A 26,872-nucleotide genomic window follows, 5' to 3' on the forward strand; every position below is an offset into this window, starting at 1 on the left:
CGTCCGATGGTGACCTTCGCGCAGGCGCAGGAGCGCGCGGAAGAGTGGATCAACGGCGAGGTGCCCGGGTACCAGCACCGTGAGGTGCGGGTGCGGGAGTTCGAACTCGGGTTCGTGGTGTGGGCCGAGGACCGTGTCGACGGTCCGCGTTCCGACGGGGGCGCGCAGCGGCTCGTCATCGCGCGGGACAGCGGGGAGGCGACGCTCTGGCCCGGGTTGCCGGTCGGTGAGGTGATTCGCCGGTACGAGGAGGAGTACGGGGTGCCGCAGGCGTCCCCGGAAGTGGCGCCGGCGCCTGTGGCCCGGGTCGATCTGAATCAGACGTCGTTCTTGTTGAGTCCTCCGGAGTGGTTGCAGGAGGCGGCGGACAAGCTGGGTATCGCGGATCGGCGGGCGGGTGCGACGTCCGGCGGGGCGGGTGGCGCCGGCGTGGGTGCCAACGGGGTTTCCGGCGCCGGCGGTTCGACGCCTTCGCCTTCCGACGCGCCGCCGTCGTGGCCCGCCGCCGCGGCCGGTGACGAGCGGGACGCGGGTCCGCAGGACGCCGTGGTGGCGCCGGGCGTGCCCGTTTCGGCGACTCCGTGGGCGGGGACGGACACTGCCGGGGACGGGGGTGAGGACCGTTCCGTTCCGTTGCCGGCGACCGTGTTCGCGCCGCCGCTGACCGATGTCGACGACAAGGTCGGTCCGGGTGTGCCGCCCGGTGTGACCCCGGATGCCAAGACGGCTCTGATGTCCGGCGGCAGCCAACTCCCGCGCACGGCGCAGGCGCCGGTGGTCGACACTCCTGTGGCCCCGCCGTCGTACGGCTATCCGCAGGTGGGCCCGGGTGTGCCGGGCACGCCGCCTCCGGGTGTACCGGTTCCTCATGCACCGGTTCCTCATGCACCGGCTCCTGGTGCACCGGTTCCGGGTGCACCCTCTCCTGGCGTTCGGGTTCCTGGTGTTCAGGCTCCGGGGGGTCCGCAGGGCATGTCTCCTTCTGGGCCGCCGCCCGGGTACGGGTACCCGCAGGGGCAGGCCCCCGTCGCGCCGCCGCGGCCGCTGCCGCCGAACGCCGGTGACATCGCCGACGCCGCGACCAGCAAGGCGCAGGGACCGCCGAGGGGTGCGCGGGGTGGTGGCGTGAGCGCGCCGCCTCCGCCGAGCGCCCCGGGTGTGCCGGGTGTGCGGCCGGGGAGTGCGCCTCCTCCTCCGCCTCCGCCTCCGCCGTCGTCCGGTCCCGGTGCTCCGGGCACCCCGGCGGGCGGGTACGTGCCGACACAGCTCGTCTCGCAGCTCGGCCCGAACGGGCCCGGGGGTCCGGCGGGTGCGGGCGCGCCTGCCGCGCCCCAGCCCCCTGGTGCGCCGGGTGCGCCGGGTGCTCCGCAGCCTCCGGGTGGTACGCCTCCCGCGGGTGTCCATCACGCCGCCACCATGCTGGCCGGTCCTCCGGCCGGCCCCCGGTCGGCGGTCCCGGCGCCCCGCCGCCCCCGCAGGCGCCCGGCATGCCCCCGGGCGCGCCGCAGCCGATGCCGGGTCAGCCCATGCCGGGTCAGCCGACGGCCGGTCACCCGGTGCACGGTCAGCCGATGCCGGGTCAGCCCGTGCCTCCGGGGCAGCAGCCTCCGGCGTACGGCTACCCGCAGGCCGGTCAGCCGACCGTCGGGCCGGGCTATCAGGCGGTACTGCGCTACCGCGCGCACGACGGTTCCGAGCAGCAGGTGATCCGGCGTTCCGCGCCGGGGACTCCGCACCCGGAGTGGCAGATCCTGCACGAGTTGCGTGCCATGAACGTGCCGCCGCAGCAAGTGCTGGAGCTGCACACGGAGTTGGAGTCGTGCGAGTTGCCGGGCGCGTACTGTGCGCGGATGATCCGGGAGAGCTGGCCGCAGGCGCGGATCACCAGCATCGCCCCGTACGGCACGGATCACGCGAGTCGTCAGCAGGGTATGCACCAGCTTCTCGCGCACCAGGGCGAGTTGCATCAGGTGGCGGACGGGCCGGCGCGCCCGGGGCCGGTGCGGGCGCCGATTCCGCCGGTGCAGCCCGCGCCGCCGGTTCCGCCGGAGGCGATCGGGCAGGAGCTGGCGGCGGCGTTCGGGCCGGGTCTGTTCCGGTTCGAACAGGTCGCGGTGTCGCGGCAGGGTGTGCCGAACATCGTGGCGCACACGCTGGTGGTGGCCGGACTGCCGGTCGACATGGGTCCGTTCTTCTGGGCGCAGGCGCAGCCGGGCCGTCCGGTGCCGACGCTCGCCGAGCTGGCGCAGGAGCGTGGGGTGCAGCCGGCCGCGGACGCGGGCTCGTACCTCGTCATGGGCAGTGACTTCGGCAAGGCAATCTGTGTCCAGTACGGCACGGCGAACATCGTGGCCGTGCCGGTGGAGGCGCCGGGCGGTGCCTCGGTGCCGCCGCAGTTCGTGAACACGGGGCTGCCCGAGTTCGCGCGCTGTCTGGCGCTGCTCGGCCGGATGTGGCGGCTGCGGTTCGGGCTCAACCAGGAGCAGGCGGGCCGGTGGACCGTCGACTTCCAGGCGCAGCTCGCCTCGCTGGACGCGGCGGCGCTCGGCTCTCCGGAGAGCTGGTGGTCGGTGTTGCTGGAGCAGATGTGGGACGGACTGCTGTGACGCGTCGCTGAGTGTCCGTCAGGGAGCCAAACGGGTTGGATCCGGTCGTATGACCGGGTCCAACCCGTTTTTTACCCACCTTGACCGGTACGAATGCGCGGAGTGTCGCGTTATGAGCACTTACGCCTGATCCACCAAGATGTGCGCCATATCGTGTTGTATGTCGCATAGTGGAGAGGGGTCCAGGGATGAGCAGCGCATCGGTGTCGCCGCACGGCTTCGTGGCCGTACGGGGGCGCGGTTACCGTCCCGAGCAGGTCGACGCGTGCTTCGCGGCGCTCTCGCGCGACCGCGACACCGCCTGGGAACGGGCCGCGCGGCTGACCGTCCTGGCCAAGGAGATGGACGCGGAGGCGCGGCGCCTGCGGGAGGCCGTGGCGCGGCTGGCCCCGCAGACGTACGAGACGCTCGGCGAGCGGGCCTGCCGGATCCGCGAGCTCGGCGAGGAGGAGGCCGCGGCGGTACGCGAGAACGCGTGGCGTGAGGCACGGCTGGCCGTCGAGGAGGCCGAGGCGGCGGGGCTGCGGGTGCGTGAGGCGGCGCAGGCGTACGCCGACGAGGTGCGCGGCGGGGCGGAGGGACACGCCCGGAACCACCTTCTCGCCGCCCGCGCCGAGGCCGACGAGATGCGGATCGCCGCCCGTCGCGGGATCAAGGAGGGCCGGGGGGAGGCGCTGGCGGCGCTGCGCGAGGTGCGGCAGCGCACCGAAGATCTCCTCCTCGAGCAGGAGAGGGAGCACGCCGAGCGCTGGGAGGAGGTGGAGCGGGCGGCGGTGGAGCGGGCCGCCGCGCTCGACGCGCACCACGTGGAGCGGGAGGTGCGCGCCGAGGACGCGCTGGTCGAGGCCAGGCGTGCGCTGGCCGAGGCCGAGGAGTTCGCCCGGCACGGGCAGGAGGACGCGGCGGCGCGGGCTGCCGAGGTGTTGGCCGAGGCGCGCGTGAGGGAGGAGCGGATCGCGCGGGAGACGGAGCGGGTGCTGCGCGAGCACGGTGAGCGGTGGGACGACGTACGGGCGCAGATGGATCATGTGCGGAGCAGTCTGACCGCGCTGACGGGGCGGGCGCCCGCGGAGTAGGCGGGCGCCGCGGGGAGGGTCAGCCTCCCCTCCGTACCGCCCCCGCGAGGATCCACCCCTCCACCGCCTCGTACTGCCTGCGCTGCTCCTCCGCCTTGCGGCGCCCGGAGACCATCGTCCCCAGCCACCCGTAGGCGAAGCCCAGGGGAATGGACACGAGGCCGGTGGTGGTGAACGGGAACCAGTTGAAGTCGGCCTCGGGGAAGGCCGAGATGGGGGAGCCGGAGACCAGGTTGGTGCCGGTCATCAGGATCAGGACGGTCAGGGTTCCGCCGATGAGGGTGCACAGGAGGCCCGTGCGGGTGTAACGGCGCCAGAAGAGGCCGTAGACCAGCGCGGGCGCTATGGCCGAGGCGCCCAGGCAGAAGGACAGCGTGACCAGGGGTTGCAGGCTGCGGTGCTGGACGAGGGTGGCGAGCAGGATCGCCGGTGCGCCGACCGCGAGCGCGGAGACCCGGGCGAGGGTCATCTCGCGGCGCGGGGACAGCTCCCGTATCTGCCCGGCGAACACGTCGTGGGCGAGGGAGTTGGCGCAGGCCAGGATCATCCCGGCGACCGAGGCGAGGAGCGTGAGGAAGATCGCCGTCGTCACGGTCGTGAAGAGGAGGGTCTCGGCCGTCGACACGTCCGGTCCGAACGCGGCCCTGGATCCCATCAGGTACGCCGTGTTGCCCTGCGGGTCGGCGCCCGCGATGACGGTCCGTCCGACCAGTGCCGTGGCCCCGAATCCGACGACCGTGATGACCAGCACGAAGACGGCCACGCAGGGCACCGCCCAGGACATCGAGCGGCGGACCTGACGGGCGCTGCCCGCGGTGTACATGCGCATGGTGATGTGCGGCAGGCAGGCGCCGCCGAGGACCACGGTCAGCTCCGAACTGATCATGTCGAGGCGGGGGCTGGGGCCGCCCGCGAACTGCAGGCCGGAGTGCAGGAAGGCGGTGCCGACGCCGCTGTTGCGGGCGGCGGTGTCGAAGAGGGCGCCGGGGTCCCAGTCGAAGCGCTGCAGGATGAGGGCGGCGACCACGGTGCCGGAGCCGAGCAGCATCACGATCTTCAGGATCTGAATGAGGGCGGTGCCCTTCATGCCGCCGATCGCCGCGTAGCTGATCATCAGCGTGCCGAGGCCGATGACGCAGCCGGTCTTGAGGGAGTCGCTGGAGAAACCGAGGATGAAGGCCAGCAGATCGCCCGCGCCGGCGAGTTGGACCAGCATCAGCGGCAGCAGGGCGACGAGGGTCGCGGCGCACGCGGTGATGCGTACGGCGCGTCCCGGCATCCGTCGTGCGAGGGCGTCGCCCATGGTGAACCGGCCCGCGTTGCGCAGCGGTTCGGCCAGCAGGAACATCAGCAGCATCAGTGACAGGGCGGTGCTGAGGGCGAGGACGACGCCGTCGTACCCGGCGAGTGCGATGACCCCGCCGGTGCCGAGGACGGTCGCCGCGGAGATGTAGTCCCCGGCGATGGCGAGGCCGTTGCGCATCGGCGACAGGGAGCCGTAGCCCGTGTAGAACTCGTCGAGGTCGTCGCGGTCCGGTCCGGTCATCACGCACAGCAGCAGCGTGATCGTGGCGACGGCCGTGAACGCCACCAGTGACATGGCCCGCGCGGAGCTGCTGAACCCGACCATGCTCGTGACGGCGGTCGCCTCGGTCACCTGGCTCATCGGGCCGCCTCCCGCTTCGCGTCCAGCTGGGTCTGCCGGCGGATCCGGTCGGCGATCGGGTCGACGCTCCGGCGCGCCGTGTACTCGTACAGCCCGATCGCCAGGCAGGTCACCGGCACTTGGAGCAGGCCGAGCAGCAGTCCGGTGGGCAGTTCGCCGGAGACTTCGCTCGTCATCAGCCCCGGCGCGAACGCCGACAGGAGGAGGAAGAGGGTGAAGTAGCCGAGTGCGGTGAGCGTCGCGACCCGCCGCTGCCGGCGGTAGGCGCCGCGCAGGACGCGGATGTCGCTGTGCCGGCCGAGTGCGTGGTGACGGGGTTGCCGCTTTCTCGCGGGTTCGGGTGGCTGGGGTTGCGGTTGCCAGGGATAGGTGAGGTGCGAGGGGGACGTGTGGTGGGGGGACGGGGACGAGTACGGCGCTGGGCGGGGCGGGTCGTACGGCGACGGGTGTCGCGTCTGGTACTCGGGGGACGAGAACGCGTCTTGCATCCCGTGATCTCCTTGCGTGGCTCGGGCCCGGTGCGGACCGCAGGGAGTTGGGGGGTGGGCGAGGCACGCACGCTACTCGCAGGTAGCCGGTGTGCGTGAGGCTTTCACCAAACTGAGCGGTCGGTATGCGCTTACTTCGGCGACCCGGGGTGTTACCCGCGTTTACACCGGGAGTTCAGCAACAGTTCCACTCCGAGCCCGCCGCCCAGAACGGCCGGCTCTCCTCAGTCGCCGGGGTTTGTGATGACCGGAAAGCGCCTCGGCGCCACGAACAGCAGGACCAGGAAGGCGAGTGCGGCGGCGCACGCCGCGCCCAGGTAGACGGCGTGGACCGCGTCGGCGACCGCACGGCGCACATGCTCGGCCGGTGCGCCCGAGTCCAGCGCCCGCGTCACCGCGTCCAGGTCCCCCGCGCCGCCGAGCCGCGCGGCCAGCACCCCGTTGGCGATCGCGCCGAACAGGGTCGCGCCGATGGTCTGGCCGGTCTGGCGGCAGAAGAGGACCGACGCCGTCGTCGTGCCGCGCTCCTCCCAGCCGACCGTCGACTGGACGCCGATGATCAGGGGCAGTTGGAACAGGCCCAGGGCGCCGCCCAGCAGGAGCATCAGCAGCGCCGGCTGCCAGGGCCGGCCGGGGTAGGGCAGGAAGGGGAAGGCGATCAGGATCAGGGTCGCGGTGCCGATGCCGAGCATCGCGGTGTTGCGGAAGCCGATCCGGCCGTAGACGTGCTGGCTGAACGCCGCCGACACCGGCCAGCTCAACGTCCACACGGAGAGCACGAATCCGGCGGCGACGGGCGCGAGGCCGAGGACCGCCTGCGCGTACGTGGGCAGGAACACCGTCGGGGCGACCATCAGCAACCCCAGGGCGCCGAGCGCCAGGTTCACCGCGGCGATCGTGCGGCGCCGCCACACCCACCCGGGGATGATCGGCTCGGCCGCCCGGCGCTCGATCACGACCACGGCGCCGATCAGCGCGAGTCCCGTACCGAACAGGACGAGGGACGGGGCCGACAGCCAGTCCCAGGCGACCCCGCCCTGCACCAGCGCGGTGAGCAGCACACCGCCGCAGGCGAAGACGGCCAGCGCGCCCGCCCAGTCGATCCGAGGGCGGCGGCCGGAGGACTCCCGTGCCGGCTCGTGCAGATGGCGGACGATCAGCCACAGCGCGAGCGCGCCGATCGGCAGGTTGATCAGGAAGATCCAGCGCCAGTCGGCGTACGCGGCGAGGACCCCGCCGAGGGCCGGGCCCGCGATCGCCGAGGTCGCCCACACCGTGGACAGCTTGGCCTGGATCTTGGGGCGCTCCTTGAGCGGGTAGAGATCGGCGGCGAGCGTCTGCACCGTGCCCTGCAACGCGCCGCCGCCCAGGCCCTGCACGATCCGGAAGGCGATGAGCGCGGCCATGTTCCAGGCCGTGGCGCACAGCAGCGAGCCGAGGAGGAAGACGGCGGCGCCCGCGACGAGGACCGGCTTGCGGCCGAAGGTGTCGGAGAGCTTTCCGTACACCGGCAGCGTGACCGTCACCGCGAGCAGATAGCCCGAGAACAGCCAGGAGAAGACGGAGAAGCCGCCGAGGTCGCCGACGATCTACGGGACGGCCGTGGAGACGATGGTGGAGTCGAGCGCGGCCAGCGCCATGGCGAGCATCAGGGCGGCGACGACGGCGCCCCTGCGGCTGCGCGAGGGCGATGAGTGGTCCGCCGCCGCGGCCCGTATACCGGTGTCCCCCTGGCCCACTGGAGCGCCTCCCCCTGATCGGTTCCCCCTGCAACTATCCGCCGTCCCCCACCCTCTCACTTGACCTTCACGTAGCGGGAGGGTGGACGCTCGCTGGGTCCGAGGGCGGAGGCAACCCCGAGGGGGACTCCACCGAAGGGTGGACTGCCCTTAGGGGTCTCTCCCCACTAAGGCTCGGGGGGCGTTCGTACCGACGGAGGACGAGACGGGGCGGCGGCCGTCCTTAACCTGGCTTTATGCCGCGGGGGAGCGGGAGCGGTCCTACAGACCGCACGTTCCGGGGTGGGGTTATCCCCAGGGAAAGACTGCGCTGGGCACCAGCGCGCCGGACCACCCCCCGCCACCAGACTTACCGGCGTAGCGAAGAGCACTTCAACCGCTGACCGACATAGGAGATACACCGTGACATCGGCTGTGACCATTCCCAGGCACGGGGGCACTGGAGGGCGTACGGCCGTTGCCGCGCGGGCGCGGCAGGTCGTCAAGGCGTACGGGTCAGGGGAGACCCGGGTCGTCGCCCTGGACGGCATCGACGTGGACATCGCGCGGGGGCAGTTCACCGCGATCATGGGCCCCTCGGGGTCCGGCAAGTCCACGTTGATGCACTGCCTCGCCGGACTCGACACCGTGACGAGCGGCCAGATCCACCTCGACGAGACCGAGATCACCGGGCTCAAGGACAAGAAGCTCACGCAGCTGCGCCGGGACCGGATCGGGTTCATCTTCCAGGCGTTCAACCTACTGCCGACGCTGAACGCGATAGAGAACATCACGCTGCCGATGGACATCGCCGGCCGCAAGCCCGACAAGGGCTGGCTCGACCAGGTCGTGGAGACCGTCGGACTCGCAGGCCGTCTCAAGCACCGGCCGGGCCAGCTCTCCGGCGGCCAGCAGCAGCGCGTCGCGGTGGCGCGGGCACTCGCCGCGCGGCCCGAGATCATCTTCGGGGACGAGCCGACCGGAAACCTCGACTCCCGGGCGGGCGCCGAGGTGCTGGGCTTCCTGCGCCGCTCGGTGGACGAACTCGGCCAGACCATCGTGATCGTGACGCACGACCCGGTGGCGGCCTCGTACTCGGACCGCGTGCTGTACCTCGCCGACGGCCGGATCGTCGACGAGATGTACCAGCCGACGGCCGACCAGGTCCTCGACCGCATGAAGGACTTCGACGCCCGGGGGCGCACGTCATGACCGTCCTGAAGACCTCGATGCGCAACTTCTTCGCGCACAAGGGGCGGATGGCGCTGTCGGCGGTCGCGGTGCTGCTGTCCGTGGCCTTCGTCTGCGGCACGCTGGTGTTCACCGACACCATGAACACGACGTTCGACAAGCTGTTCGCCGCCACCTCCTCCGACGTCACCGTCTCGCCGAAGACGGCCAAGAGCGACAGCACCCCGCAGAACGGCAGGCCCGACTCGCTGCCCGCCTCCGTCCTGGAGCGGGCCAAGAAGGCGGAAGGCGTCAAGTACGCCGAGGGCGCGGTCAGTTCGATGAACGTGACCGTCGTCAACAGCGCCAACAAGAACATGGGGTCGAGCACCGGGGCCCCGACGATCGCCGGCAACTGGACGCGCAACGACCTGCGTTCGATGGAGATCACCTCCGGTCGCGCCCCGCGCGGGCCGACCGAGACGATGGTCGACGCCGACACCGCCGACAAGCACCACCTGGGGCTCGGCGACGAACTGCGCACCATCGCCGTCACTGGTGACTTCAAGGCCAGGATCGTCGGCATCGCCACCTTCAAGGTGACCAACCCCGGTGCCGCCGTCGTCTACTTCGACACCGCCACCGCACAGCGCGAACTGCTCGGCGCCACCGGCCGGTTCACCAACATCAACCTCTCCGCCGCCACCGGTGTCACCAACGACACGCTCAAGCGGAACGTCATCGCCTCGATCGGCGCCGGCGCGTACAAGGTGCAGACACAGAAGGAGTACTCCGACGAGAACCGCTCCGGCGTCGGCTCCTTCATGGACGTCATCAAGTACGCCATGCTCGGCTTCGCCGGGATCGCCTTCCTGGTCGGCATCTTCCTGATCATCAACACCTTCTCCATGCTGGTCGCCCAGCGCACCCGCGAGATCGGCCTGATGCGGGCGATCGGCTCGTCCCGCAAGCAGGTCAACCGGTCCGTCCTGGTCGAGGCGACCCTGCTCGGCATCTTCGGCTCGATCCTCGGCGTCGGCGCGGGCGTCGGCCTCGCGGTCGGCCTGATGAAGCTCATGTCGGCGGCGGGCATGGACCTGTCCACCCGCGACCTGACCGTCAAGGCGACGACCCCGGTCATCGGACTCGTGCTCGGTGTCGTGGTCACCGTCCTCGCCGCCTATCTGCCCGCCCGCCGGGCCGGCAAGGTCTCCCCGATGGCCGCGCTGCGCGACGCCGGTACGCCGGCGGACGGCAAGGCCGGTCTCGTCCGCGGCATCATCGGCCTGGTCCTCACCGGCGCCGGAACCTTCGCGCTCTTCACGGCGGCCAATGCCGACAAGGCGAGCGACGGTTCGCTGGTGCTGGGCGCGGGGGTCGTCCTGACCCTGATCGGGTTCGTCATCATCGGCCCGCTGCTCGCGGGCGGTGTGGTCCGGGTGATCAGCGCGGTGCTGCTGCGCTTCTTCGGCCCCGTCGGACGGATGGCGGAGCGCAACGCGCTGCGCAACCCGCGCCGCACCGGAGCCACCGGCGCGGCCCTGATGATCGGCCTCGCCCTGGTCGCCTGCCTGTCGGTGGTCGGCTCGTCCATGGTCGCCTCCGCGACCGACGAGCTCGACAAGTCGGTCGGCACCGACTTCATCATCCAGGGCAACCAGCGGATCGTCCCGCAGGCGGCGAAGGCCATCGAGACGACGCCCGGCCTGTCCCGCGTCACGCACTACCGCGACATCGAGGCCAGGCTCACCACCCCCGACGGCTTCTCGGACAGCGACGGCGTCACGGCCGCCGACCCCACCTACGCGCAGGACCTGCACCGCAAGACGACGGCCGGTGAACTGACCGCCGCCTACGGCAAGGACTCCATGTCCGTCGGTTCGGAGTTCGCCACCAAGCACCACGTCAAGCTCGGCGACACCCTGACCGTCGCCTTCAAGGGCGGCAGCACGGCGAAGCTCAAGGTCGCCGCGGTCACCGACGACGACGTGGTGATCGACCAGGGCGCGCGGTACCTCAGCACCGAGACCATGCGCAAGTACCTCCCGGCCGACCGGATCCCGCCGGACCAGATCATGTTCGCCAGCGCCAAGGACGGCCAGGAGAAGCAGGCGTACGCGGCCCTGAAGAAGTCCATGGAGCCCTACCCGCAGTACCAGGTCCGCGACCAGACCGACTACAAGCAGGAGCTCAAGGACCAGATCGGCCAGCTCCTGAACATGGTCTACGGCCTGCTCGGCCTCGCGATCGTCGTCGCCGTCCTCGGCGTGATCAACACCCTCGCCCTGTCGGTGGTGGAGCGGACGCGGGAGATCGGCCTGATGCGCGCCATCGGGATGTCCCGCCGCCAGCTGCGCCGCATGATCCGCCTGGAGTCGGTCGTCATCGCCCTCTTCGGCGCGCTGCTCGGCCTCGGCCTGGGCATGGGCTGGGGAGCCACCGCCCAGAAGCTCCTCGCCCTGGAGGGCCTGAAGGTCCTGGAGATCCCCTGGCCGACCATCATCGGGGTCTTCATCGGCTCGGCGTTCGTGGGCCTGTTCGCCGCCCTGATCCCGGCGTTCCGGGCGGGCCGGATGAACGTACTGAACGCCATCGCCACCGACTAGCCGGCAGCAGCAGCCGCCGCGAAGCCACCGTGTACGGGGGTTGCGGGGGACGGGCCCGGCCCAGGAGGAGCTCACCTCCTGGGCCGGGCCCGCGGTCGTACGCGGTGCGTCAGGTGTGTCCGGTGCGCCGCTCCAGGAGTACGTAGCCGTAGGCGGCGCCCAGGACGTCGTACGAGGCGCGCGGGTGCAGCCGGCCGGCGTACGCCTGGACGTCCTCGATCGAGTGGTCGGAGTCGTCGAGGGCGATGAAGTCCGGGGTGACACCGCCGGTGTCGCCCATCCACAGGACCCGGCAGCGCGCGACGAGCCGACTGCTCGGGCCGACGTTCACCTCGACGCTCGCCCCGTCCGGGACACGCGCCAGCAGCCGTTCGACGGCACTCACGCGCGTGGGCTTGCGATACGCGGCGCTCTCGCCCAGCACGGACAGCGGGAGCGAGGTGGTCAGCGCGAGCGCCGCCGCGACGACGGCCGTGGGCAGGTGCCACGCGTACGAGCGCAGCCACGGGCGCGGGCTCCGGCGGGTCCGGAAGAGCGCGTCGGCGAGGGCCAGGGAGAGGACCGGCATCAGGACGGCGCTGTAGTGCCAGTCGGTGCCCCAGTAGTGCGGGTCGGAGGAGAGGAAACGCCAGCCCAGGGTCGGCAGGGCGACCAGGAGGAGCGGGGAGCGCGGAGCCAGCAGACCGGTGGTGGGGATCAGCAGCCAGGCGAGGGTGCGGAGTTTGGTGCCCAGGCCGTCGAGGGGATCACCGCCGGCCTTGTCCCAGTAGGGGTAGGTGTCCGCGGTGCTGAACGCCGGGATCACCACCATGAGGGTGAGCACCGCGGCCAGCACTCCGAGGGCGGCGACCCCGAGCGCGCACAGGGCCGTACGCGGGGCGGCCTTCCGGGCCCGCCCGGCGACGACCAGGGCGATCGCGGCCAGGGTGAGCCCGAGATCCTCCTTGACGAGGACCAACGGGAGCGGCCACAGGAGAGCCGCGCGCCACCGTCGCTCCAGGACTGCTTCCAGGGCGAAGGCGATCAGCGGGACGGCGAAGCAGATCTCGTGGAAGTCGAAGTCGACGGCGCGCTGGATCCCCCACGACAGCCCGTACGCGAGGCCCAGCGCGAGTCCCCGCGAGCGGCCGAGGAGCCGGGCGGCGGCGCGGGTGACCGGCACGACGGACAGCGCCAGCAGTGCGGCCTGGGCGACGAGGAGGGTGACCGGGGTCGGGAAGAGGCGGTACACGGGTGCGAGCAGGGCGATGACCGGGCTGAAGTGGTCGCCGAGGACGTCGGTGCCCGGGCCCTTGAGATCGGCGACGGGGGCGCGCAGGTGGGCGTAGGCGCGGACGGCCTGCTCGAAGATGCCGAGGTCCCAGGAACGGGTCGCCAGATGCCGCCAGCGGCAGACCGACAGGGTCGCGTACGCGGCGAAGAGCAGGACCGCCAGGATCTGGGGATCGCGGGGGCGCCGGTCACGGACGGGAACGGCCGTGACCGGCGGGGGTATGGGGGCGCTGTCGGTCCTTGGGGCGGCGGCGGTGGCGGCGGCGGTGGCGGTGGCTGTGTCGGCGGGGGTCGGGTTCGAGCTCATGCGGCTCCCGGTACGTGATCACGTGTCACGGGGTATACGCGGGGGACGTGGGGAGTGGTTGACGGTTGAGGGTGTGGTGCGGCTCACTTTCAGCGGGAGACACGGCCCCGCGCCCCTGAGACGGGGCCCCGCCCCGATTCCCCGCCCGGCCGGGACCCGTCCACCTCTTGCGTCTCACAGGGAGCGCGGCGCCGTCGTAGGCTGGACAACCCCGGCCCGTCGAGACGTGTCGGGCGGTTCGCGTTGCCCTCTCTTCGGGATGGAAGCCCTTCATGAGCCTGCACGGTCTGCTCGACGCCGTCGTCAAGGACGCCGCCCTCGTGGAAGCGGTGAAGGCCGCCACCGATGGCAACCGGATGCACATCGACCTGGTCGGCCCGCCCGCCGCCCGCCCCTTCGCGGTGGCGGCCCTGGCCCGCGACGCCGGCCGCACCGTACTGGCCGTGACGGCCACGGGACGCGAGGCCGAGGACCTGGCCGCCGCGCTCAGATCCCTCCTCCCGGCGGACACGGTCGTGGAGTACCCGTCGTGGGAGACGCTCCCGCACGAGCGGCTCTCCCCCCGGTCGGACACGGTCGGCCGCCGTCTCGCCGTGCTGCGCCGCCTGGCGCATCCGCGCCCCGACGATCCAGAGACCGGCCCGGTGTCGGTCGTCGTCGCCCCGGTCCGCTCGGTGCTGCAGCCGCAGGTCAAGGGCCTGGGAGACCTGGAGCCGGTCGCGCTGCGGACGGGCCAGAGCGCCGACCTGGGCGGGATCGTCGAAGCGCTCGCGGCAGCCGCGTACGCCCGGGTCGAGCTCGTCGAGAAGCGCGGCGAGTTCGCCGTACGCGGCGGCATCCTGGACGTCTTCCCGCCCACCGAGGAGCACCCCCTCCGGGTGGAGTTCTGGGGCGACGACGTCGAGGAGATCCGTTACTTCAAGGTCGCCGACCAGCGTTCCCTCGAGGTCGCCGACCACGGCCTGTGGGCGCCGCCCTGCCGCGAGCTGCTCCTGACGGACGAGGTGCGCGAGCGGGCGGCCCGGCTCGCCGAGGAACACCCCGAGCTGGGCGAACTGCTCGGCAAGATCGCCGAGGGCATCGCCGTGGAGGGCATGGAGTCGCTGGCCCCGGTCCTCGTCGACGACATGGAGCTGCTGCTCGACGTCCTGCCCAAGGGCTCGATGGCCGTCGTCTGCGACCCGGAGCGGGTACGGACGCGGGCCGCGGACCTGGTGGCGACCTCGCAGGAGTTCCTGCAGGCGTCCTGGGCGGCGACGGCCGGGGGCGGCGAGGCACCCATCGACGTCGGCGCGGCCTCCCTGTGGGCCATCGCGGACGTCCGCGACCGGGCGCGCGAGCTGGACATGATGTGGTGGTCGGTGTCGCCGTTCGCGGCCGACGAGGAACTGGACGCGGACACCCTCAAGCTCGGCATGCACGCCCCCGAGACCTACCGCGGCGACACGGCCAGGGCACTCGCCGACACCAAGGGCTGGCTCGCGGACGGCTGGCGCACGGTGTACGTCACCGAGGCGCACGGCCCCGCCGCCCGTACCGTCGAGGTCCTCGGCGGCGAGGGCATCGCGGCCCGCCTCGACGCGGAGCTGACCGAGCTGACGCCCGCCGTGGTGCAGGTCGCGTGCGGTTCGATCGACTTCGGCTTCGTGGACCCGGCGCTCAAGCTGGCGGTCCTGACGGAGACCGACCTCTCCGGCCAGAAGGCGGCCGGCAAGGACGGCGCGCGCATGCCGGCCCGCCGCCGCAAGACGATCGATCCGCTCACCCTCGAAGCGGGCGACTACATCGTGCACGAGCAGCACGGTGTCGGCCGCTACATCGAGATGGTGCAGCGGACCGTCCAGGGCGCGACCCGCGAATACCTGGTGGTGGAATACGCCCCGGCCAAGCGCGGCCAGCCCGGCGACCGCCTCTACATCCCCACCGACCAGCTGGAACAGATCACCAAGTACGTCGGCGGCGAGGCCCCCACCCTGCACCGCCTGGGCGGCGCCGACTGGACGAAGACCAAGGCGCGTGCCAAGAAGGCGGTCAAGGAGATCGCGGCGGACCTGATCAAGCTGTACAGCGCGCGGATGGCGGCCCCGGGGCATGCCTTCGGTTCCGACACCCCTTGGCAGCGCGAACTCGAGGACGCCTTCCCGTACGCGGAGACCCCCGACCAGCTCACGACCATCGCCGAGGTCAAGGAGGACATGGAGAAGACGGTCCCGATGGACCGCCTGATCTGCGGCGACGTGGGCTACGGCAAGACGGAGATCGCGGTCCGCGCGGCCTTCAAGGCGGTGCAGGACGGCAAGCAGGTCGCGGTCCTGGTGCCGACGACGCTGCTGGTGCAGCAGCACTTCGGGACGTTCTCCGAGCGCTACTCCCAGTTCCCGGTGAACGTCCGCGCCCTGTCCCGCTTCCAGACCGACACGGAGGCGAAGGCCGTCCTGGAGGGCCTGCGGGACGGCGCGGTGGACGTCGTCATCGGCACCCACCGGCTGTTCTCCGCCGAGACGAAGTTCAAGGACCTGGGCCTGGTCATCGTCGACGAGGAGCAGCGTTTCGGCGTCGAGCACAAGGAGCAGCTGAAGAAGCTGCGCGCGAACGTCGACGTCCTGACGATGTCGGCGACCCCGATCCCCCGCACGCTGGAGATGGCGGTGACGGGCATCCGCGAGATGTCCACGATCACGACTCCGCCCGAGGAGCGGCACCCGGTGCTGACCTTCGTCGGCCCGTACGAGGAGAAGCAGATCGGCGCGGCCGTCCGCCGCGAACTGCTGCGCGAGGGTCAGGTCTTCTACATCCACAACCGGGTCGAGTCGATCGACCGGGCGGCGGCGCGGCTGCGTGAGATCGTCCCCGAGGCGCGTATCGCGACGGCGCACGGTCAGATGGGGGAGCAGGCTCTGGAGCAGGTGGTCGTCGACTTCTGGGAGAAGAGGTTCGACGTGCTGGTGTCGACCACGATCGTCGAATCCGGCATCGACATCTCCAATGCCAACACGCTGATCGTGGAGCGCGGTGACAACTTCGGCCTCTCGCAGCTGCACCAGCTGCGCGGCCGGGTGGGCCGGGGCCGTGAGCGCGGCTACGCCTACTTCCTGTACCCGCCGGAGAAGCCCCTGACGGAGACCGCGCACGAGCGGCTCGCGACCATCGCCCAGCACACGGAGATGGGCGCGGGCATGTACGTGGCGATGAAGGACCTGGAGATCCGCGGCGCGGGCAATCTGCTCGGCGGCGAGCAGTCGGGTCACATCGCGGGCGTCGGCTTCGACCTGTACGTACGGATGGTCGGCGAGGCGGTGGCGGACTACCGGGCCTCCCTGGAAGGCGGAGTCGAGGAGGAGCCGCCCCTGGAGGTCAAGATCGAGCTGCCGGTCGACGCACATGTCCCGCACGATTACGCGCCGGGCGAGCGGCTGCGTCTGCAGGCCTACCGCGCCATCGCCTCCGCCAATACGGAGGAGGACGTCAGGGCCGTACGCGAGGAACTCACCGACCGCTACGGCAAGCTGCCCGAGCCGGTGGAGAACCTGCTTCTGGTGGCGGGCCTGCGGATGCTCGCGCGGGCGTGCGGTGTCGGCGAGGTGGTGCTTCAGGGCAACAACATCCGCTTCGCGCCGGCGGAGTTGCGCGAGTCCCAGGAACTGCGCCTCAAGCGGCTCTACCCGGGCACGGTCATCAAGCCGGCCGCCCACCAGCTTCTGGTCCCCCGCCCGAAGACGGCGAAGGTGGGCGGAAAGCCGCTGGTCGGGCGGGAGTTGCTGGGGTGGACCGGGGAGTTCCTGGCGACGATTCTCGGGTCGTAGGGGTCGCGCGGGTCGTATGGGTCGGCGTGGCTGGTGGCGGAGGCCGGGGTCAAGTCACGCCGACGGTGACGGGAACAGCATTCCCGTCAGGGTGCGGAAGACCTCCTCGGGGTCCTGGTCGCCGACCGCGCCGTCCAGGTTGTGGCCGAGGAGCAGCGTGGCGAAGCCGTGGGCCAGGGACCAGGCGGCGACTCCGGCGAGGCGGGGGTCGATGCCGGGTTCGGGCACCCGGTCGGAGACGGCCCGGCGCAGGCGGTCCGCGGTCAGGGCGCGGGCCGTGGCCAGCTCCAGGTCGTTCTCGCGCAGCAGCTCAGGCGTGAACATCACCTGGAAGTGCGCGGGGTGCTCACGCGCGAAGCGTACGTAGTGGACGCCCGCGTCCCGCAGGTCCGTGGCCTCGGCGAGCTCGGCCAGAGGGGGTTCGTCATGTCGGAGCACGGTAGTGAGGTCGGCGGGATGATTCAGGGGGACGGGGCCGCCGGTGTGGAGACCGGGGTCGAGCTCGGCGAGGTGCGCCGGCTGTGGCACCTGCTGGAGCCCCTGCACGCGGTGCTCTATTACGCGCCGGAGGTCTTCGAGGAAGCGGCCGCGCTCGGCTACGGGACGGGGGAGCGCTGGCCGACCTACTTCCCCCTCCGCGCCGCCCCGTTGGGTGCGGTCGGGAGCGAGCGCGTGTCCTCCGCCTTCTACAGCTTCAGTCCGCGGATGGTCGCCGCGCACATGGAATTCGCGTGGCTCACCGCGAGCCCCGCGGACGTGCTGAAGGCGAGGGAGCAGGGCATGGACCGGGCGTACCGGGCGATATTCGGGGACCGCGCGGCGAGCCCCGAACTCGTCGAGGCCGCCGGGCTGTTGCGCCGCGTCGCCGAGTCCGCGAACACCGCCGGCCGCCCCATGGCCGCGGCCAACGCGGAGTTGGCGTGGCCGACCGCCCCGCACCTCCAGTTGTGGCATGCGGCGACGATCCTGCGCGAGCACCGCGGCGACGGTCACCTCGCGGCGCTGCTCGTCGCCGGGCTCGACCCCGTCGAAGCGCTCGTCTCCTTCGCGGCGATCGGCGCGGCCTCGGTCGAGCGCTTCGGGAGCCGCGGCTGGAGCCCGGCGGAGTGGAGCGCCGCCCGTGAACGCCTCGTCGCGCGCGGCCTCGTCACCGAATCCAGCACCGCCACGCCCGCGGGCCGCGACCTGCGCGCCGAGGTCGAACGCCACACTGACGAACTGGCCGCCGCTCCCTGGCGCACCATCACCCCGGCCGAGCGAAGCCGACTGGCCGAGCTGCTCGGCGAGTTCTGGGTCGCGGTGCTGGGCTCGGGGCTGCTGCCTTCGGAGTCCACGCTGGGGATCGGGAAGGTGTGAGCGTGCGTGGCGCCGGGCGCGAGCGAAGCCGCCCGCGGGAGTCGCGCCTCGCGGACGGCCTCGGTGTCACGGCCGATCGGTGGGTGTGTCGCGCCTCGCGCGTCTCCGCCTCTACGGCTGGTCGGGCCGGTCGGTCGGTTCGCGGTCCATACCCGTCGCGCCCTCGATCTTCCGCTGGGCGTCGTCGACCTGGTCCGTGTACTTGTTGCCCGTCTTCTCGTTGATCTCCCGTTCTCCGGCGTCGGACATGTCCTTGCCCTTGGACTTCGCCTGATCCTTGAATCTGTCGAAGATGCCCATGCAGGAGCTCCTTCCGGAGGTGTGTCACCACCGACGATACGCCCGGCGTGCACCTATTGCCCGTTGAGTGCGGGTATGGCTGGGCATACCCGCCGCTACCGTGGGCACCAGGGAAACGCGCCCTGTGCAGGGCGGACCTGGGGAGCAAGGGGAGGGGCGTCGTGGTGCGTCTGAGGGGTGGGGCGGCGGCTGCCGCATTGGTGGTGTTGGTCGTCGGCGTGGGGGTCAGTGGCTGCAAGAAGGACACCACGGGCTCCGCCGGCCCGCAGGGTACGTCGGCCGGCGGCGCCGCGCTCACCGCCGTGGACTCGCTGACCGTCAAGGGGCGCGCGCCCAAGACGGGGTACAGCAGGGCGAGGTTTGGCACGGCATGGGCCGACACGGACTCCAACAAGTGCGACACCCGCGACGACATCCTCAAGCGGGACCTGAAGAACGTGAAGTTCACCGGCGGCACCTGCAAGGTGGTCTCCGGGACGCTCGACCCGGACCCGTACTCCGGTAAGGAAGTGACGTACAAGCGTGGTCGCAGCCTGGTGGACATAGACCACCTCGTCGCGCTCTCGGACGCCTGGCAGAAAGGCGCCAAGTACTGGGACGCGAGCAAGCGGATAGCCCTGGCCAACGACCCGCTCAACCTGCTGTCCGTCGACGCGAGCACCAACCGCAGCAAGGGTGACGGCGACACCGCGACCTGGCTCCCGCCCAACAAGGGGTACCGCTGCGCGTATGTGGCCGCGCAGGTGGCCGTGAAGAAGAAGTACGGGCTGTGGGTCACCAGCGGGGAGAAGGCCGCGATGAAAAAGGCGCTCTCCGAGTGCCCCGGCCAGAAGCTCCCCTCGGGCGGCAACCCCACCCAGGCACCCAAGCGGTTCACCGCGAACTGACGCCGGTTCATGTCGCTCCTGCGTCACCGACGCCTGGCGCGCCGCGCAGCGACCGGAGCCGATGCCCGCGGACGGCGGGCGGGCTTCGGGGTCCTCAGCCGAGTGCGGCCGCCGCTGACTCGTACTGTGCTGCCTGCTTCGGGGTGAGGTAGCGGGAGACGCGTACGAGTACCCAGCCGTGGACGTAGTCGTACTCGGCCAGGGCAGGGAGGGACTTGGTCACGCCGCGGATGTACGCCGCGCGTGCCTGGGCATCCGCCGGGTTGGCGAACGCCTCGATGGCGCCGCCGCGTTCGACGGCGCCGGGGTCCGCGCCGGTGACCTGGACGGCTGGTACCCAGCTGTCCGAGAACGTGACTTTTGACGTGTATTCGTTGGGGCGGCCGAGCAGGTGGTTCGGGTCGTTCTGCGTGGTCACGGTGCCGGTGAGGTTCGCCGTGCGCACCGTCGTGGACATCTTCTCGAACGCGGCGCGGGCGGTGAGCGGCTCGTTCGCGAGCGTGCCGGATCTGGTGGGTTCGTGTGCGTCGGCCGTCGAGTTCGAGGGGGAGTTGCCGCCGCACGCGGTCAGGGAGACTAGGAGGGCGGCGACGGACGCGGTTGTGAAGGTTCGGTGCATGCTGGAGATGCTGACGTTCACGGAGGCGTGGTGTGTCCGTGTAGCGGAGCTGTGACGCGGTGTTCCCTTGTGGCGTGCTGTGTTCGAGCGTTTCTGTGACGCTGCCCGAAGCTCTGGAGTGAGGCGGGGCGGGTGGGCGGTGTCAGTGATGGGTGGCGCGCCGAGCCGCCGACCCCCGCCGTCCCAGGCAGCCGACGTAGAAGACGGCTACAGAGCCGCTTCCAAGGTCACCGACTGGGTGGCGAAGCCGTTGCGCTCGTAGAAACGGATGGCCTCGGCGTTGCTCGAATAGGCCGTCACCTGTGCCGATCCGGCGCCCGACTCCTTCGCCCAGGCCAGGAATTCGTCCACCATGCGCCTGCCGATCCGGTCGCGCCGATATACGGGTTGCACATACATGCTCGCCAGCGTCGCGGCCTTCACCGGTCTCATCGCGGACGGCTCCACCAGCGTGCTCGTGAGATGCCCCACCACTTCGCCGCCGCGATCGGCGACCAGGAGCAGTCGGTTCGGGTCCGTCAGACCGGACGCGAAACGCTGTGGTCCGTGCTCGTGCGGCCAGTTGATGTCGATGCTTGGATCCCGGGTACCGGCGTCCTCGGCGAACAGCGCGCCGCTGCACGCGACAAGCCCTTCGTCGGCCGGTTCGGCCCTGCGGACGATCACCGCATGCCGTTGATCACTCATGGGCTGTGACACTAACGGCGGGTACTGACAAGACGGGCGACATCCACAGGTGGGGATGTCGCGGGGAAGGGTGCTCGACCGGTTCCCGCGGCGACAATGCATCAATGCGCATCCGAGCGGTCCACATCGACGAACTGCCCCTCCTTCAGGACATCGAGCGGGCCGCCGGGCGATGCTTCGCCGACATCGGCATGCCGGAGATCGCCGACGACGAGCCCCTCCCGCTCACCGACCTCGCTCACTATCAGCGGGCCGATCTGGCCTGGGTCGCGGCCGACGCGGCCGACAGGCCGGTGGCGTACCTCATCGCGGAACACGTCGACGGCAACCTGCACATCGAGCAGGTGTCGGTACACCCGGACAGTGCGCGGCGCGGTATCGGACGGTCGCTGCTGGACCATGCCGGCCACCGGGCCGCAGCTGAGGGGATACCCGCCCTGACCCTCACCACCTTTGCCGACGTCCCCTGGAACGCGCCCTACTACGTGCGCTGCGGCTTCCAGTTCCTGGACGACGGCGTGCTCGGCCCCGGGCTCCAGGACATCCGCCGACGCGAGGCCGCCCACGGCCTGGAGCGCTGGCTGCGGGTCTGCATGCGCCGGCGTCTGTGACCTCCGGGTCTGTTACGCCTCCGCGGCGAACAACTCTTCCGCGGTGGTGACCGTGAGGGCCCGGTCGAACCAGGTCCCCAGCAGCTCCAGGTCGGTGCAGCCGTTGACGTGCTCGCGGGCGGACTCGGGGTTGTCGATGGCGCGGAGATCGAGGACGCGGAGGATGTCCTCGGCGCGACCCTTGGTTCGGGTTTCCTCGATGAGGGTGCCGCTGCCGGGGAAGCGGCTGGGACGGAAGGTCATCAGGTGCCTCCAGAATGCGCGGCTGTGGGTGTCACCCAGGCCGATCTCGGTGTATTCCGCCCAGTCCTGCGCGGTCTCGCCTCCGATGTTGGCGAGCGCCGTCGCCAGTGCCTCCAGTATCGCAGGGAGGGCGGGGTCGTTGGCGTGGGCGAGCGCGGAGGAGACGGCGAGTGCCAGGTCTTCGGCCGCCCCGTCCGGGTCGATGATCGTGGGGAGGTTCTCGGGGCCCAGGACCAGTGGGAAGACCGCGATGCTGGTGTGGGCGGGCAGGCCGATGCGGAGGGGCTGCGCGGCCCAGGACGCGGTGGGCTTGTCCTGGCAGACGACGAGCAGGACGGGCGGCAGCTTGTATTCGGCGTAGAGATACGCCAGGTAGTACGTCCAGCTGTTGAGCTTGTCCGGATCCGGTCTACCTTGCGCCTCAACGGTGAGCAGATGGCTTCCGCTGTCCGCCGTGTCGACGCGCATCAGGGTGTCCACGCGGCGCGCCATGAGTTTGATCTCGGTGAGATCGGTGTCCAGGAGCTGGATCGTGGTGGGTTCGGGTAAGGCGATGCCCGCTTTCGGGAGGGCCCGGGCGAACAGGGTCTATGCCCAGCGTGACCGGGAGAGGGGGAAGGTCAGCGGGTCACCGGCAGCGCCGCGGCGAATCGATGGCCGTCGGCGCGGGTCTGGACCGGGAAGTCGACCTTGAGGGCGCCCTCCTGGCCTTCGACGGTCAGGTAGGTCACCACCTTGAGGCCCAGGAAGGTCTTCTTGGCCGCGCTCGCGGTGACGTACGGGCGGGGGAGGTTCATCAGCAACTTGCCGGGCTTGCCGCCGCGGTTGCCGTCGAAGAACAGGATCCGCTGGTTCGTCAGGACGATGTACATGGGGCGCGGGGTGACCGTCGCCATCACCGTTCCCGCGCTGAGGATGCCGACCACCGCCGCGGTGAGGGCCTGCTTGCGCACCGAGACCGTCCCGATGCCGGCCACGCTCGTGAGTTCGACCTGCTCGCCCTGGAGCAGCAAGGGGGCCGAGATCTCCAGCAGTTGTCTGGCGCGACGGGCGTTGAGTGCCACGGGTGGGGCTCCTGGTGACGGTGAGGTGACGGTGACAACGATGGGATGGATTGTTTCAAGCCACGGGAAAGGTGGGAGGCCACCCTCCACAAGGCGAACTCAAGTTCGAGTCATGGACCGGTCAAGGTCGGTCATCGAAGGGTCAAGTCGACGCCCGTATGCACTGTTTGGGCGGTGTGTTCCCACAGTCTTCCCACACCTGACCAAAAACCGTCTCCAACCACCCACTTACCATCCGCTCCATGCCGACCGACGCATCCCTCCCACCCCCCGACTTCGAGCTCGCCTCCGCCTTCCCGGAGGTCGGCTGGTTGCGGCAGGCGACCGCCGCGCGGGACTGGGCGGGGATCAGGCGGTACGCCGACGGGCTGCCGCAGGGCACCGACCGGGCGTTCCTCGTCCGGGTCGTCGCCGAGGTGCCCGGCGTCGAGCACTTCCTGCGGGAAGTCGTGGCCGCCGCCCCCGACGACGTGCTGGCTCTCACGACGCTCGGGACCCGCGAGATCGAGATCGGCTGGGAGATCCGGAGCAGCGCGCGGGCCGAGCACGTCAGCCGGGAGCAGTTCCGGCAGCTGCACGAGCACCTACGGCAGGCCGAGCAACTGCTCATCCGGGCCACCGCCCTCGACCCCTCCCACGACGCGGCCTGGGCCGCGCGCCTGACCACGGCGATGGGACTGCAACTCGGTCAGAACGAGGCGCGGCGCAGGTACGACCGACTGGCCGCGTACCACCCGCACCACTTGACCGGGCAGGCCCGGCTGCTCCAGCAGCTGTGTCCCAAGTGGAGCGGGAGCTGGGAGGCGGCACACGGGTTCGCCCGCGAGTGCCTGCTCAACTCGCCCGAAGGGTCGCTCAGCGGTGGTCTGGTGGCGGAGGCGCACCTGGAGCGCTGGCTCGATCTGCCCTCCGCGGGGAGTGAGCGGACCGACTATCTGCGCCAGGCCCACGTCCACGCCGAACTCGTCGAGGCCGCCGAACGGTCCGTCCTGCACCCGTACTACCGACCCGCGTACGGGTGGGTCACCATCCAGGGTGTCTTCGCCGCGCTCTTCTCGCTGACCGGGGACACCGCACGCGCCGCCGCACACTTCCGCGCCCTGGGGAACCTGGCCTCCGAGTACCCGTGGAGCTACCTCGGCAAGCCCGCGGACGCGTACGTCAAACACCGTTCCGTCGCCCTCGGAAGAGGCTGAGCGGATGCCGAACAAGACAGGCGGAGGCAGGCGATGAGCCAGGGTATCCATCACACCGAGGTGGACGGCATACCCACCCTCTTCGCGTACGCCACCGGGCCCATGCGTGCCGGACTGGTCTTCCGCGTCGGCGTCGCCGACGAGACGCTCGCCGGGGCCGGGATCACCCACCTCGTCGAGCACCTGGCGCTGCATCGCCAGGGCCTGGCCGACTACCACTTCAACGGCGCGACCAAGGCCGCGTTCACCCACTTCCACGTGGAGGGCGCGGAGCATGAAGTCGTCGCCTACCTAGACGGCGTGTGCACCTCCCTCCTCGACCTGCCCATGGAGCGGCTGGAGACCGAGAAGGAGATCCTGCGCACCGAGGAGGCGGGCCGGGAGCCCGGACAGCTGCCGCTGTGGCGGTACGGGGCACAGGGGTACGGGCTGGTCAGCTACCCGGAGTGGGGCGTTCGGGGGCTGCGGGCGGACGACGTACGGGCGTGGGCGGGGACCTGGTTCACCCGGGACAACGCCGTGCTGTGGATCGCGGGGGAGCGGCTGCCGGCCGGGCTCTCGCTCAAGCTGCCCGGCGGCCGGCGGCACCCCATGCCCGCCGTCACCTCCGCCCTCCCCACCGCTCCCGCCTACTTCTCCGACGGCAAGGGCGGCGTCCTGCTCGACGCCGTCGTCACCGACACCACCGCCGCCCGGCTCTACGCCGGTGTCCTGGAACGCGAACTCTCCCGCTCCCTGCGCCAGGAGGGCGGCTACTCCTATACGGCGGCCGGCGACTACGCCTCCCGCCGGGACGGTTTCGCGACCGTCACCGCCTTCGCGGACGCCCTGCCCGCCAAACAGGACGCGGTCCTCGGCGGGTTCGTCGACGTGCTCGCGGGGCTACAGGTCGGCCGGATCGCGCAGGCCGACCTGGAGGCCGTACGAGGCCGCAGCGACGCCACGCTGACCGCGCCCGACGCGGCCGTACGGCGGCTGCCGGGCGCGGCGGAGGATCTGCTCGCCCACCGTCCGCCGCGCGGACTCGACGAACTGCGCGCCGAGCTGTGGGCGGTGACGCCGCAGCATGTGCACGCGGTGGCGCTGGAGGCCGCCGGGACGGCGCTGCTGCAGGCTCCCTCGGGGCACAAGGCCGACTGGGCCGGATACACGGCGGCCCCGACCACTTCGTCGTACGCCGTCACCGGCACGCGGTTCGAGGCCGTACGCAAGGGCGGCCCGGCCATGGTCGTCGGGGGCGAGGGTGTCAGCCTGACAGCGGGCGGCGAGGCGGCCACCGTGCTCTACCGCGCGTGCGCCGCCCTGCTCAGCTGGCCCGACGGCGGGCGCCGGCTCATCGGCACCGACGGGCTGTCCGTGGAGGTGGAGCCGGGGGAGTACGGGATCGACGCGCACACCATGGCGACCATCGACGCGGCGGTGCATCCGAGTGCGGTGGTGCACCTGCCGCCCCGGCAGCAGCGGCAGCGGCAGTCGGCGGGTGCCGCTGCGGGGGATGCCAGGGGATCCGCCGGTGCGGTTCAGCAGAAGACAGTGGCGCGGCGTACCGGCGGGCAGACGGCGATGCTCGTCATCTTCGGGGTGCTCGCGGGGCTGTGGTCCCTCCTGGCCCTCTCGTACACCGTCTTCGGCTTCTCGGACCCGGAGACCAGCACCGGGGAATGGGCCGCTCTCGCCGTCTTCCTCTGGGGCGTCGGGGCACTGCTGGCCTGGCCGGCCGTCAGGGTGGTGCGAGGCACCCGGCGGGGGTGAACCGCCGGGCGCCTCGACCCTGTACGTGGACGGGGGTCTCCGGGTGACCTCAGCGCAGATACGGGTTGCCCGGCGCCGGACCCGGCAAGGGCCCCGGCACCAGACCCGCGTTCGCCGTGGCGTACTTCGGCGTGCGCTTGTCGAACAGCGCGAACAGCAGCAGCCAGACCGCCATCGCCAGAGTGAAGATGACGACCGCGCCGAAGATGAGATCGCCCGTGTCCGACTCGATGGTCGTCCACGACAGCGTCACCAGCTCGTACAGCGCGAACGCGGTGAAGGCGCACCAGTCCGAGCCCCGGCCGCGGCGGATCGCCACATACAGGAACGGCACCCACACCAGCAGCCCCAGCGACACGATCACCAGAACCGACCACGCGAGCCGCTGCGCCCAGCCGGCTTCCAAGCGCTTGCCCATGCCCATCACACCCCCCGAGCACTCACCAGCGCCCTACGAGCCCCCCCCCGAGATGTTTCCCGGGCTCCGAGAAACATCTCGGGGTGTCATGTTCCCACCCGGTGGGTCATGCGTGCTGGTGTTCGCCCTTCAGGGACGTCACGATCTGGGCCGCCAGCTTCTTGGCCGTGGCGGCGCCGTTGTCGTGCCCGTCCGTGGACATGACGCTGACGACGTCGGTGCCCGCGCGCACGGCGATCAGGGTCGTGCCGTTCTCCCAGGCGCTGTCGGTCAGGGTGATGGTGTACGCGGCGTCGCCCAGGCCGGGCGTGGTGACGCCGGTGGCCTTCACCTTGCTGTGCGTCTGGGAGTCGGTGAAGGTCGCGCACGTGGTCGCGGTCTTCTCCAGGTTCGTCAGCACGGTCGTCGAGGTCGTGCCGCGGTAGGTGTCGACCTCCTGGGCGATGTCCTCGGAAGTGTTCTTGCTGACGTAGTCGTTCTGGGCGAAGGACACCCCCGAGTCGCCGGTGATCGTTATCCAGCTGGTGCCGCCGAGCAGGGAGCAGTCCGGCTTCGGCGCGGGGGAGGAGCTCGGCGGGGCGTACGTGGTGCCGGAGTCACGCGCGCCGCTCGGGTCGACCGCGAAACCGGCGGCGAAGAAGGACGCGGGCGCCAGCGCCTTCTTGAGCTGCGCGCCCGTCAGCAGACCGGCGTTGGGGTCCTTGGCCGGCTTCGTCTTGGCGGACGAGGGCTGGGCGGTGGTTCCGGAGGAGCAGGCCGCCAGGGCCAGCGGGAGCACGGCTGCGGCGAGCAGCGCCTTGGCCGCGCGGGAGGGGTGACGCATCGGGATGTCTGAGTCCTTCTTCGAGAAGTGGTGCTGTTGAGCCGAGCGGACTCTATGGGTGCACAGGCCGTCCACAGGCATGCATGCGTCAAAGATCACTAAAAGAGGGAGTCGATCGGCCCGGGGTTCCGTGGACTCCGCATGTTTTGCCGTGCCTTGAGGGATTCTTGTGGCGATTGAGATGCGGGGTTTCCCGATCGAGGG

At 71.1% G+C, this 26,872-nt stretch carries 19 protein-coding genes and 3 pseudogenes; 10 read left to right on the plus strand and 12 right to left on the minus strand.

The window, feature by feature from the left end:
* Nucleotides 1-6: 6 nt before the first annotated feature.
* Both OG819_RS17410 and OG819_RS17415 read left to right on the plus strand, forming a co-directional pair.
* Nucleotides 7-2,606, plus strand: a pseudogene (locus OG819_RS17410) (SUKH-4 family immunity protein).
* A gap of 188 nt (nucleotides 2,607-2,794) precedes the next feature.
* Nucleotides 2,795-3,682: a cellulose-binding protein gene (locus OG819_RS17415; protein WP_266650247.1), complete on the plus strand. Its 888-nt coding sequence runs from the start codon at nucleotides 2,795-2,797 to the stop codon at nucleotides 3,680-3,682.
* Between the two features lie 19 nt (nucleotides 3,683-3,701).
* Here OG819_RS17415 and OG819_RS17420 read toward each other — a convergent pair whose 3' ends face one another.
* The 3 genes and pseudogenes from OG819_RS17420 to OG819_RS17430 form a co-directional block, all read right to left on the minus strand.
* Nucleotides 3,702-5,312 carry a cation acetate symporter gene (locus tag OG819_RS17420; protein WP_266634389.1) on the minus strand — a complete coding sequence of 537 codons (1,611 nt, stop codon included), beginning with the start codon at nucleotides 5,310-5,312 and terminating at the stop codon, nucleotides 3,702-3,704.
* A 32-nt stretch (nucleotides 5,313-5,344) separates the two neighbouring features.
* Nucleotides 5,345-5,836 carry a DUF485 domain-containing protein gene (locus tag OG819_RS17425; RefSeq protein ID WP_266650248.1) on the minus strand — a complete coding sequence of 164 codons (492 nt, stop codon included), beginning with the start codon at nucleotides 5,834-5,836 and terminating at the stop codon, nucleotides 5,345-5,347.
* Between the two features lie 224 nt (nucleotides 5,837-6,060).
* Nucleotides 6,061-7,554 (minus strand): annotated as a pseudogene (locus OG819_RS17430) (MFS transporter).
* 423 nt (nucleotides 7,555-7,977) lie between these two features.
* On the opposite strand from OG819_RS17430, the gene OG819_RS17435 reads away from it, so the two are divergent.
* Both OG819_RS17435 and OG819_RS17440 read left to right on the plus strand, forming a co-directional pair.
* Nucleotides 7,978-8,766, plus strand: a complete 789-nt coding sequence (locus OG819_RS17435) for an ABC transporter ATP-binding protein (protein WP_266625253.1) — start codon at nucleotides 7,978-7,980, stop codon at nucleotides 8,764-8,766.
* Nucleotides 8,763-11,330 carry an FtsX-like permease family protein gene (locus OG819_RS17440; protein WP_266650249.1) on the plus strand — a complete coding sequence of 856 codons (2,568 nt, stop codon included), beginning with the start codon at nucleotides 8,763-8,765 and terminating at the stop codon, nucleotides 11,328-11,330. The genes OG819_RS17435 and OG819_RS17440 overlap by 4 nt, the downstream gene beginning before the upstream one ends.
* A gap of 109 nt (nucleotides 11,331-11,439) precedes the next feature.
* Here OG819_RS17440 and OG819_RS17445 read toward each other — a convergent pair whose 3' ends face one another.
* Entirely contained in the window at nucleotides 11,440-12,909 is a 1,470-nt protein-coding gene (locus tag OG819_RS17445) for a DUF2079 domain-containing protein (RefSeq protein WP_266650250.1), read from the minus strand.
* 272 nt (nucleotides 12,910-13,181) lie between these two features.
* Here OG819_RS17445 and mfd point away from each other — a divergent pair, with 272 nt between their 5' ends.
* On the plus strand, nucleotides 13,182-16,712 hold the full coding sequence (mfd, locus tag OG819_RS17450; RefSeq protein WP_266625247.1) for a transcription-repair coupling factor: 3,531 nt from the start codon (nucleotides 13,182-13,184) through the stop codon (nucleotides 16,710-16,712).
* Between the two features lie 54 nt (nucleotides 16,713-16,766).
* Here mfd and OG819_RS17455 read toward each other — a convergent pair.
* A pseudogene (locus tag OG819_RS17455) lies at nucleotides 16,767-17,123 on the minus strand (TetR-like C-terminal domain-containing protein); the annotation flags it as partial.
* Between the two features lie 45 nt (nucleotides 17,124-17,168).
* Between OG819_RS17455 and OG819_RS17460 the strand changes: the two are divergent.
* Nucleotides 17,169-18,068 (plus strand): hypothetical protein, encoded by a 900-nt coding sequence (locus tag OG819_RS17460; protein ID WP_266652717.1) that lies wholly within the window; start codon nucleotides 17,169-17,171, stop codon nucleotides 18,066-18,068.
* A 111-nt stretch (nucleotides 18,069-18,179) separates the two neighbouring features.
* Here the strand turns inward: OG819_RS17460 and OG819_RS17465 are convergent, their stop codons facing one another.
* Entirely contained in the window at nucleotides 18,180-18,368 is a 189-nt protein-coding gene (locus tag OG819_RS17465; RefSeq protein ID WP_266625243.1) for an Rv0909 family putative TA system antitoxin, read from the minus strand.
* 161 nt (nucleotides 18,369-18,529) lie between these two features.
* Between OG819_RS17465 and OG819_RS17470 the strand changes: the two genes are divergently transcribed.
* Entirely contained in the window at nucleotides 18,530-19,255 is a 726-nt protein-coding gene (locus OG819_RS17470; RefSeq protein WP_266625241.1) for an HNH endonuclease family protein, read from the plus strand.
* A 94-nt stretch (nucleotides 19,256-19,349) separates the two neighbouring features.
* Here OG819_RS17470 and OG819_RS17475 read toward each other — a convergent pair whose 3' ends face one another.
* Both OG819_RS17475 and OG819_RS17480 read right to left on the minus strand, forming a co-directional pair.
* Complete coding sequence (locus OG819_RS17475; RefSeq protein WP_266650251.1) at nucleotides 19,350-19,874, minus strand: hypothetical protein; 525 nt, start codon at nucleotides 19,872-19,874, stop codon at nucleotides 19,350-19,352.
* A gap of 207 nt (nucleotides 19,875-20,081) precedes the next feature.
* Nucleotides 20,082-20,561 carry a GNAT family N-acetyltransferase gene (locus OG819_RS17480; protein WP_266625237.1) on the minus strand — a complete coding sequence of 160 codons (480 nt, stop codon included), beginning with the start codon at nucleotides 20,559-20,561 and terminating at the stop codon, nucleotides 20,082-20,084.
* A gap of 104 nt (nucleotides 20,562-20,665) precedes the next feature.
* Here OG819_RS17480 and OG819_RS17485 point away from each other — a divergent pair, with 104 nt between their 5' ends.
* Nucleotides 20,666-21,172 carry a GNAT family N-acetyltransferase gene (locus OG819_RS17485; protein WP_266625235.1) on the plus strand — a complete coding sequence of 169 codons (507 nt, stop codon included), beginning with the start codon at nucleotides 20,666-20,668 and terminating at the stop codon, nucleotides 21,170-21,172.
* Nucleotides 21,173-21,184: 12 nt separating this feature from the next.
* On the opposite strand, the gene OG819_RS17490 is transcribed toward OG819_RS17485, so the two are convergent.
* Complete coding sequence (locus tag OG819_RS17490; protein WP_266625233.1) at nucleotides 21,185-21,907, minus strand: hypothetical protein; 723 nt, start codon at nucleotides 21,905-21,907, stop codon at nucleotides 21,185-21,187.
* A 128-nt stretch (nucleotides 21,908-22,035) separates the two neighbouring features.
* Nucleotides 22,036-22,479 (minus strand): hypothetical protein, encoded by a 444-nt coding sequence (locus OG819_RS17495; RefSeq protein ID WP_266650252.1) that lies wholly within the window; start codon nucleotides 22,477-22,479, stop codon nucleotides 22,036-22,038.
* A gap of 242 nt (nucleotides 22,480-22,721) precedes the next feature.
* Here OG819_RS17495 and OG819_RS17500 point away from each other — a divergent pair, with 242 nt between their 5' ends.
* Nucleotides 22,722-23,675, plus strand: coding sequence for a hypothetical protein (locus tag OG819_RS17500; protein ID WP_266625231.1), 954 nt, complete (start codon nucleotides 22,722-22,724; stop codon nucleotides 23,673-23,675).
* A gap of 33 nt (nucleotides 23,676-23,708) precedes the next feature.
* Nucleotides 23,709-25,427, plus strand: a complete 1,719-nt coding sequence (locus OG819_RS17505) for an insulinase family protein (protein WP_266650253.1) — start codon at nucleotides 23,709-23,711, stop codon at nucleotides 25,425-25,427.
* Between the two features lie 49 nt (nucleotides 25,428-25,476).
* Here OG819_RS17505 and OG819_RS17510 read toward each other — a convergent pair whose 3' ends face one another.
* Entirely contained in the window at nucleotides 25,477-25,851 is a 375-nt protein-coding gene (locus OG819_RS17510; RefSeq protein ID WP_266625227.1) for a hypothetical protein, read from the minus strand.
* 100 nt (nucleotides 25,852-25,951) lie between these two features.
* Nucleotides 25,952-26,668 (minus strand): hypothetical protein, encoded by a 717-nt coding sequence (locus OG819_RS17515; RefSeq protein ID WP_266625224.1) that lies wholly within the window; start codon nucleotides 26,666-26,668, stop codon nucleotides 25,952-25,954.
* Nucleotides 26,669-26,872: the final 204 nt, after the last annotated feature.

This window comes from Streptomyces sp. NBC_01549 (assembly GCF_026339955.1).
Classification (GTDB): Bacteria; Actinomycetota; Actinomycetes; order Streptomycetales; family Streptomycetaceae; genus Streptomyces.

Bases quoted from the DNA above. Each gene is read 5' to 3' on its own strand.
- OG819_RS17505 (WP_266650253.1), top strand. From the start codon at position 23,709: ATGAGCCAGGGTATCCATCACACCGAGGTGGACGGCATACCCACCCTC.
- OG819_RS17425 (WP_266650248.1), bottom strand. From the start codon at position 5,836: ATGCAAGACGCGTTCTCGTCCCCCGAGTACCAGACGCGACACCCGTCG.
- OG819_RS17490 (WP_266625233.1), bottom strand. From the start codon at position 21,907: ATGGCGCGCCGCGTGGACACCCTGATGCGCGTCGACACGGCGGACAGC.
- OG819_RS17485 (WP_266625235.1), top strand. From the start codon at position 20,666: ATGCGCATCCGAGCGGTCCACATCGACGAACTGCCCCTCCTTCAGGAC.
- OG819_RS17440 (WP_266650249.1), top strand. From the start codon at position 8,763: ATGACCGTCCTGAAGACCTCGATGCGCAACTTCTTCGCGCACAAGGGG.
- OG819_RS17500 (WP_266625231.1), top strand. From the start codon at position 22,722: ATGCCGACCGACGCATCCCTCCCACCCCCCGACTTCGAGCTCGCCTCC.
- OG819_RS17445 (WP_266650250.1), bottom strand. From the start codon at position 12,909: ATGAGCTCGAACCCGACCCCCGCCGACACAGCCACCGCCACCGCCGCC.
- OG819_RS17420 (WP_266634389.1), bottom strand. From the start codon at position 5,312: ATGGTCGGGTTCAGCAGCTCCGCGCGGGCCATGTCACTGGTGGCGTTC.
- OG819_RS17460 (WP_266652717.1), top strand. From the start codon at position 17,169: ATGATTCAGGGGGACGGGGCCGCCGGTGTGGAGACCGGGGTCGAGCTC.
- OG819_RS17475 (WP_266650251.1), bottom strand. From the start codon at position 19,874: ATGCACCGAACCTTCACAACCGCGTCCGTCGCCGCCCTCCTAGTCTCC.
- OG819_RS17415 (WP_266650247.1), top strand. From the start codon at position 2,795: ATGAGCAGCGCATCGGTGTCGCCGCACGGCTTCGTGGCCGTACGGGGG.
- mfd (WP_266625247.1), top strand. From the start codon at position 13,182: ATGAGCCTGCACGGTCTGCTCGACGCCGTCGTCAAGGACGCCGCCCTC.
- OG819_RS17480 (WP_266625237.1), bottom strand. From the start codon at position 20,561: ATGAGTGATCAACGGCATGCGGTGATCGTCCGCAGGGCCGAACCGGCC.
- OG819_RS17465 (WP_266625243.1), bottom strand. From the start codon at position 18,368: ATGGGCATCTTCGACAGATTCAAGGATCAGGCGAAGTCCAAGGGCAAG.
- OG819_RS17515 (WP_266625224.1), bottom strand. From the start codon at position 26,668: ATGCGTCACCCCTCCCGCGCGGCCAAGGCGCTGCTCGCCGCAGCCGTG.
- OG819_RS17510 (WP_266625227.1), bottom strand. From the start codon at position 25,851: ATGGGCATGGGCAAGCGCTTGGAAGCCGGCTGGGCGCAGCGGCTCGCG.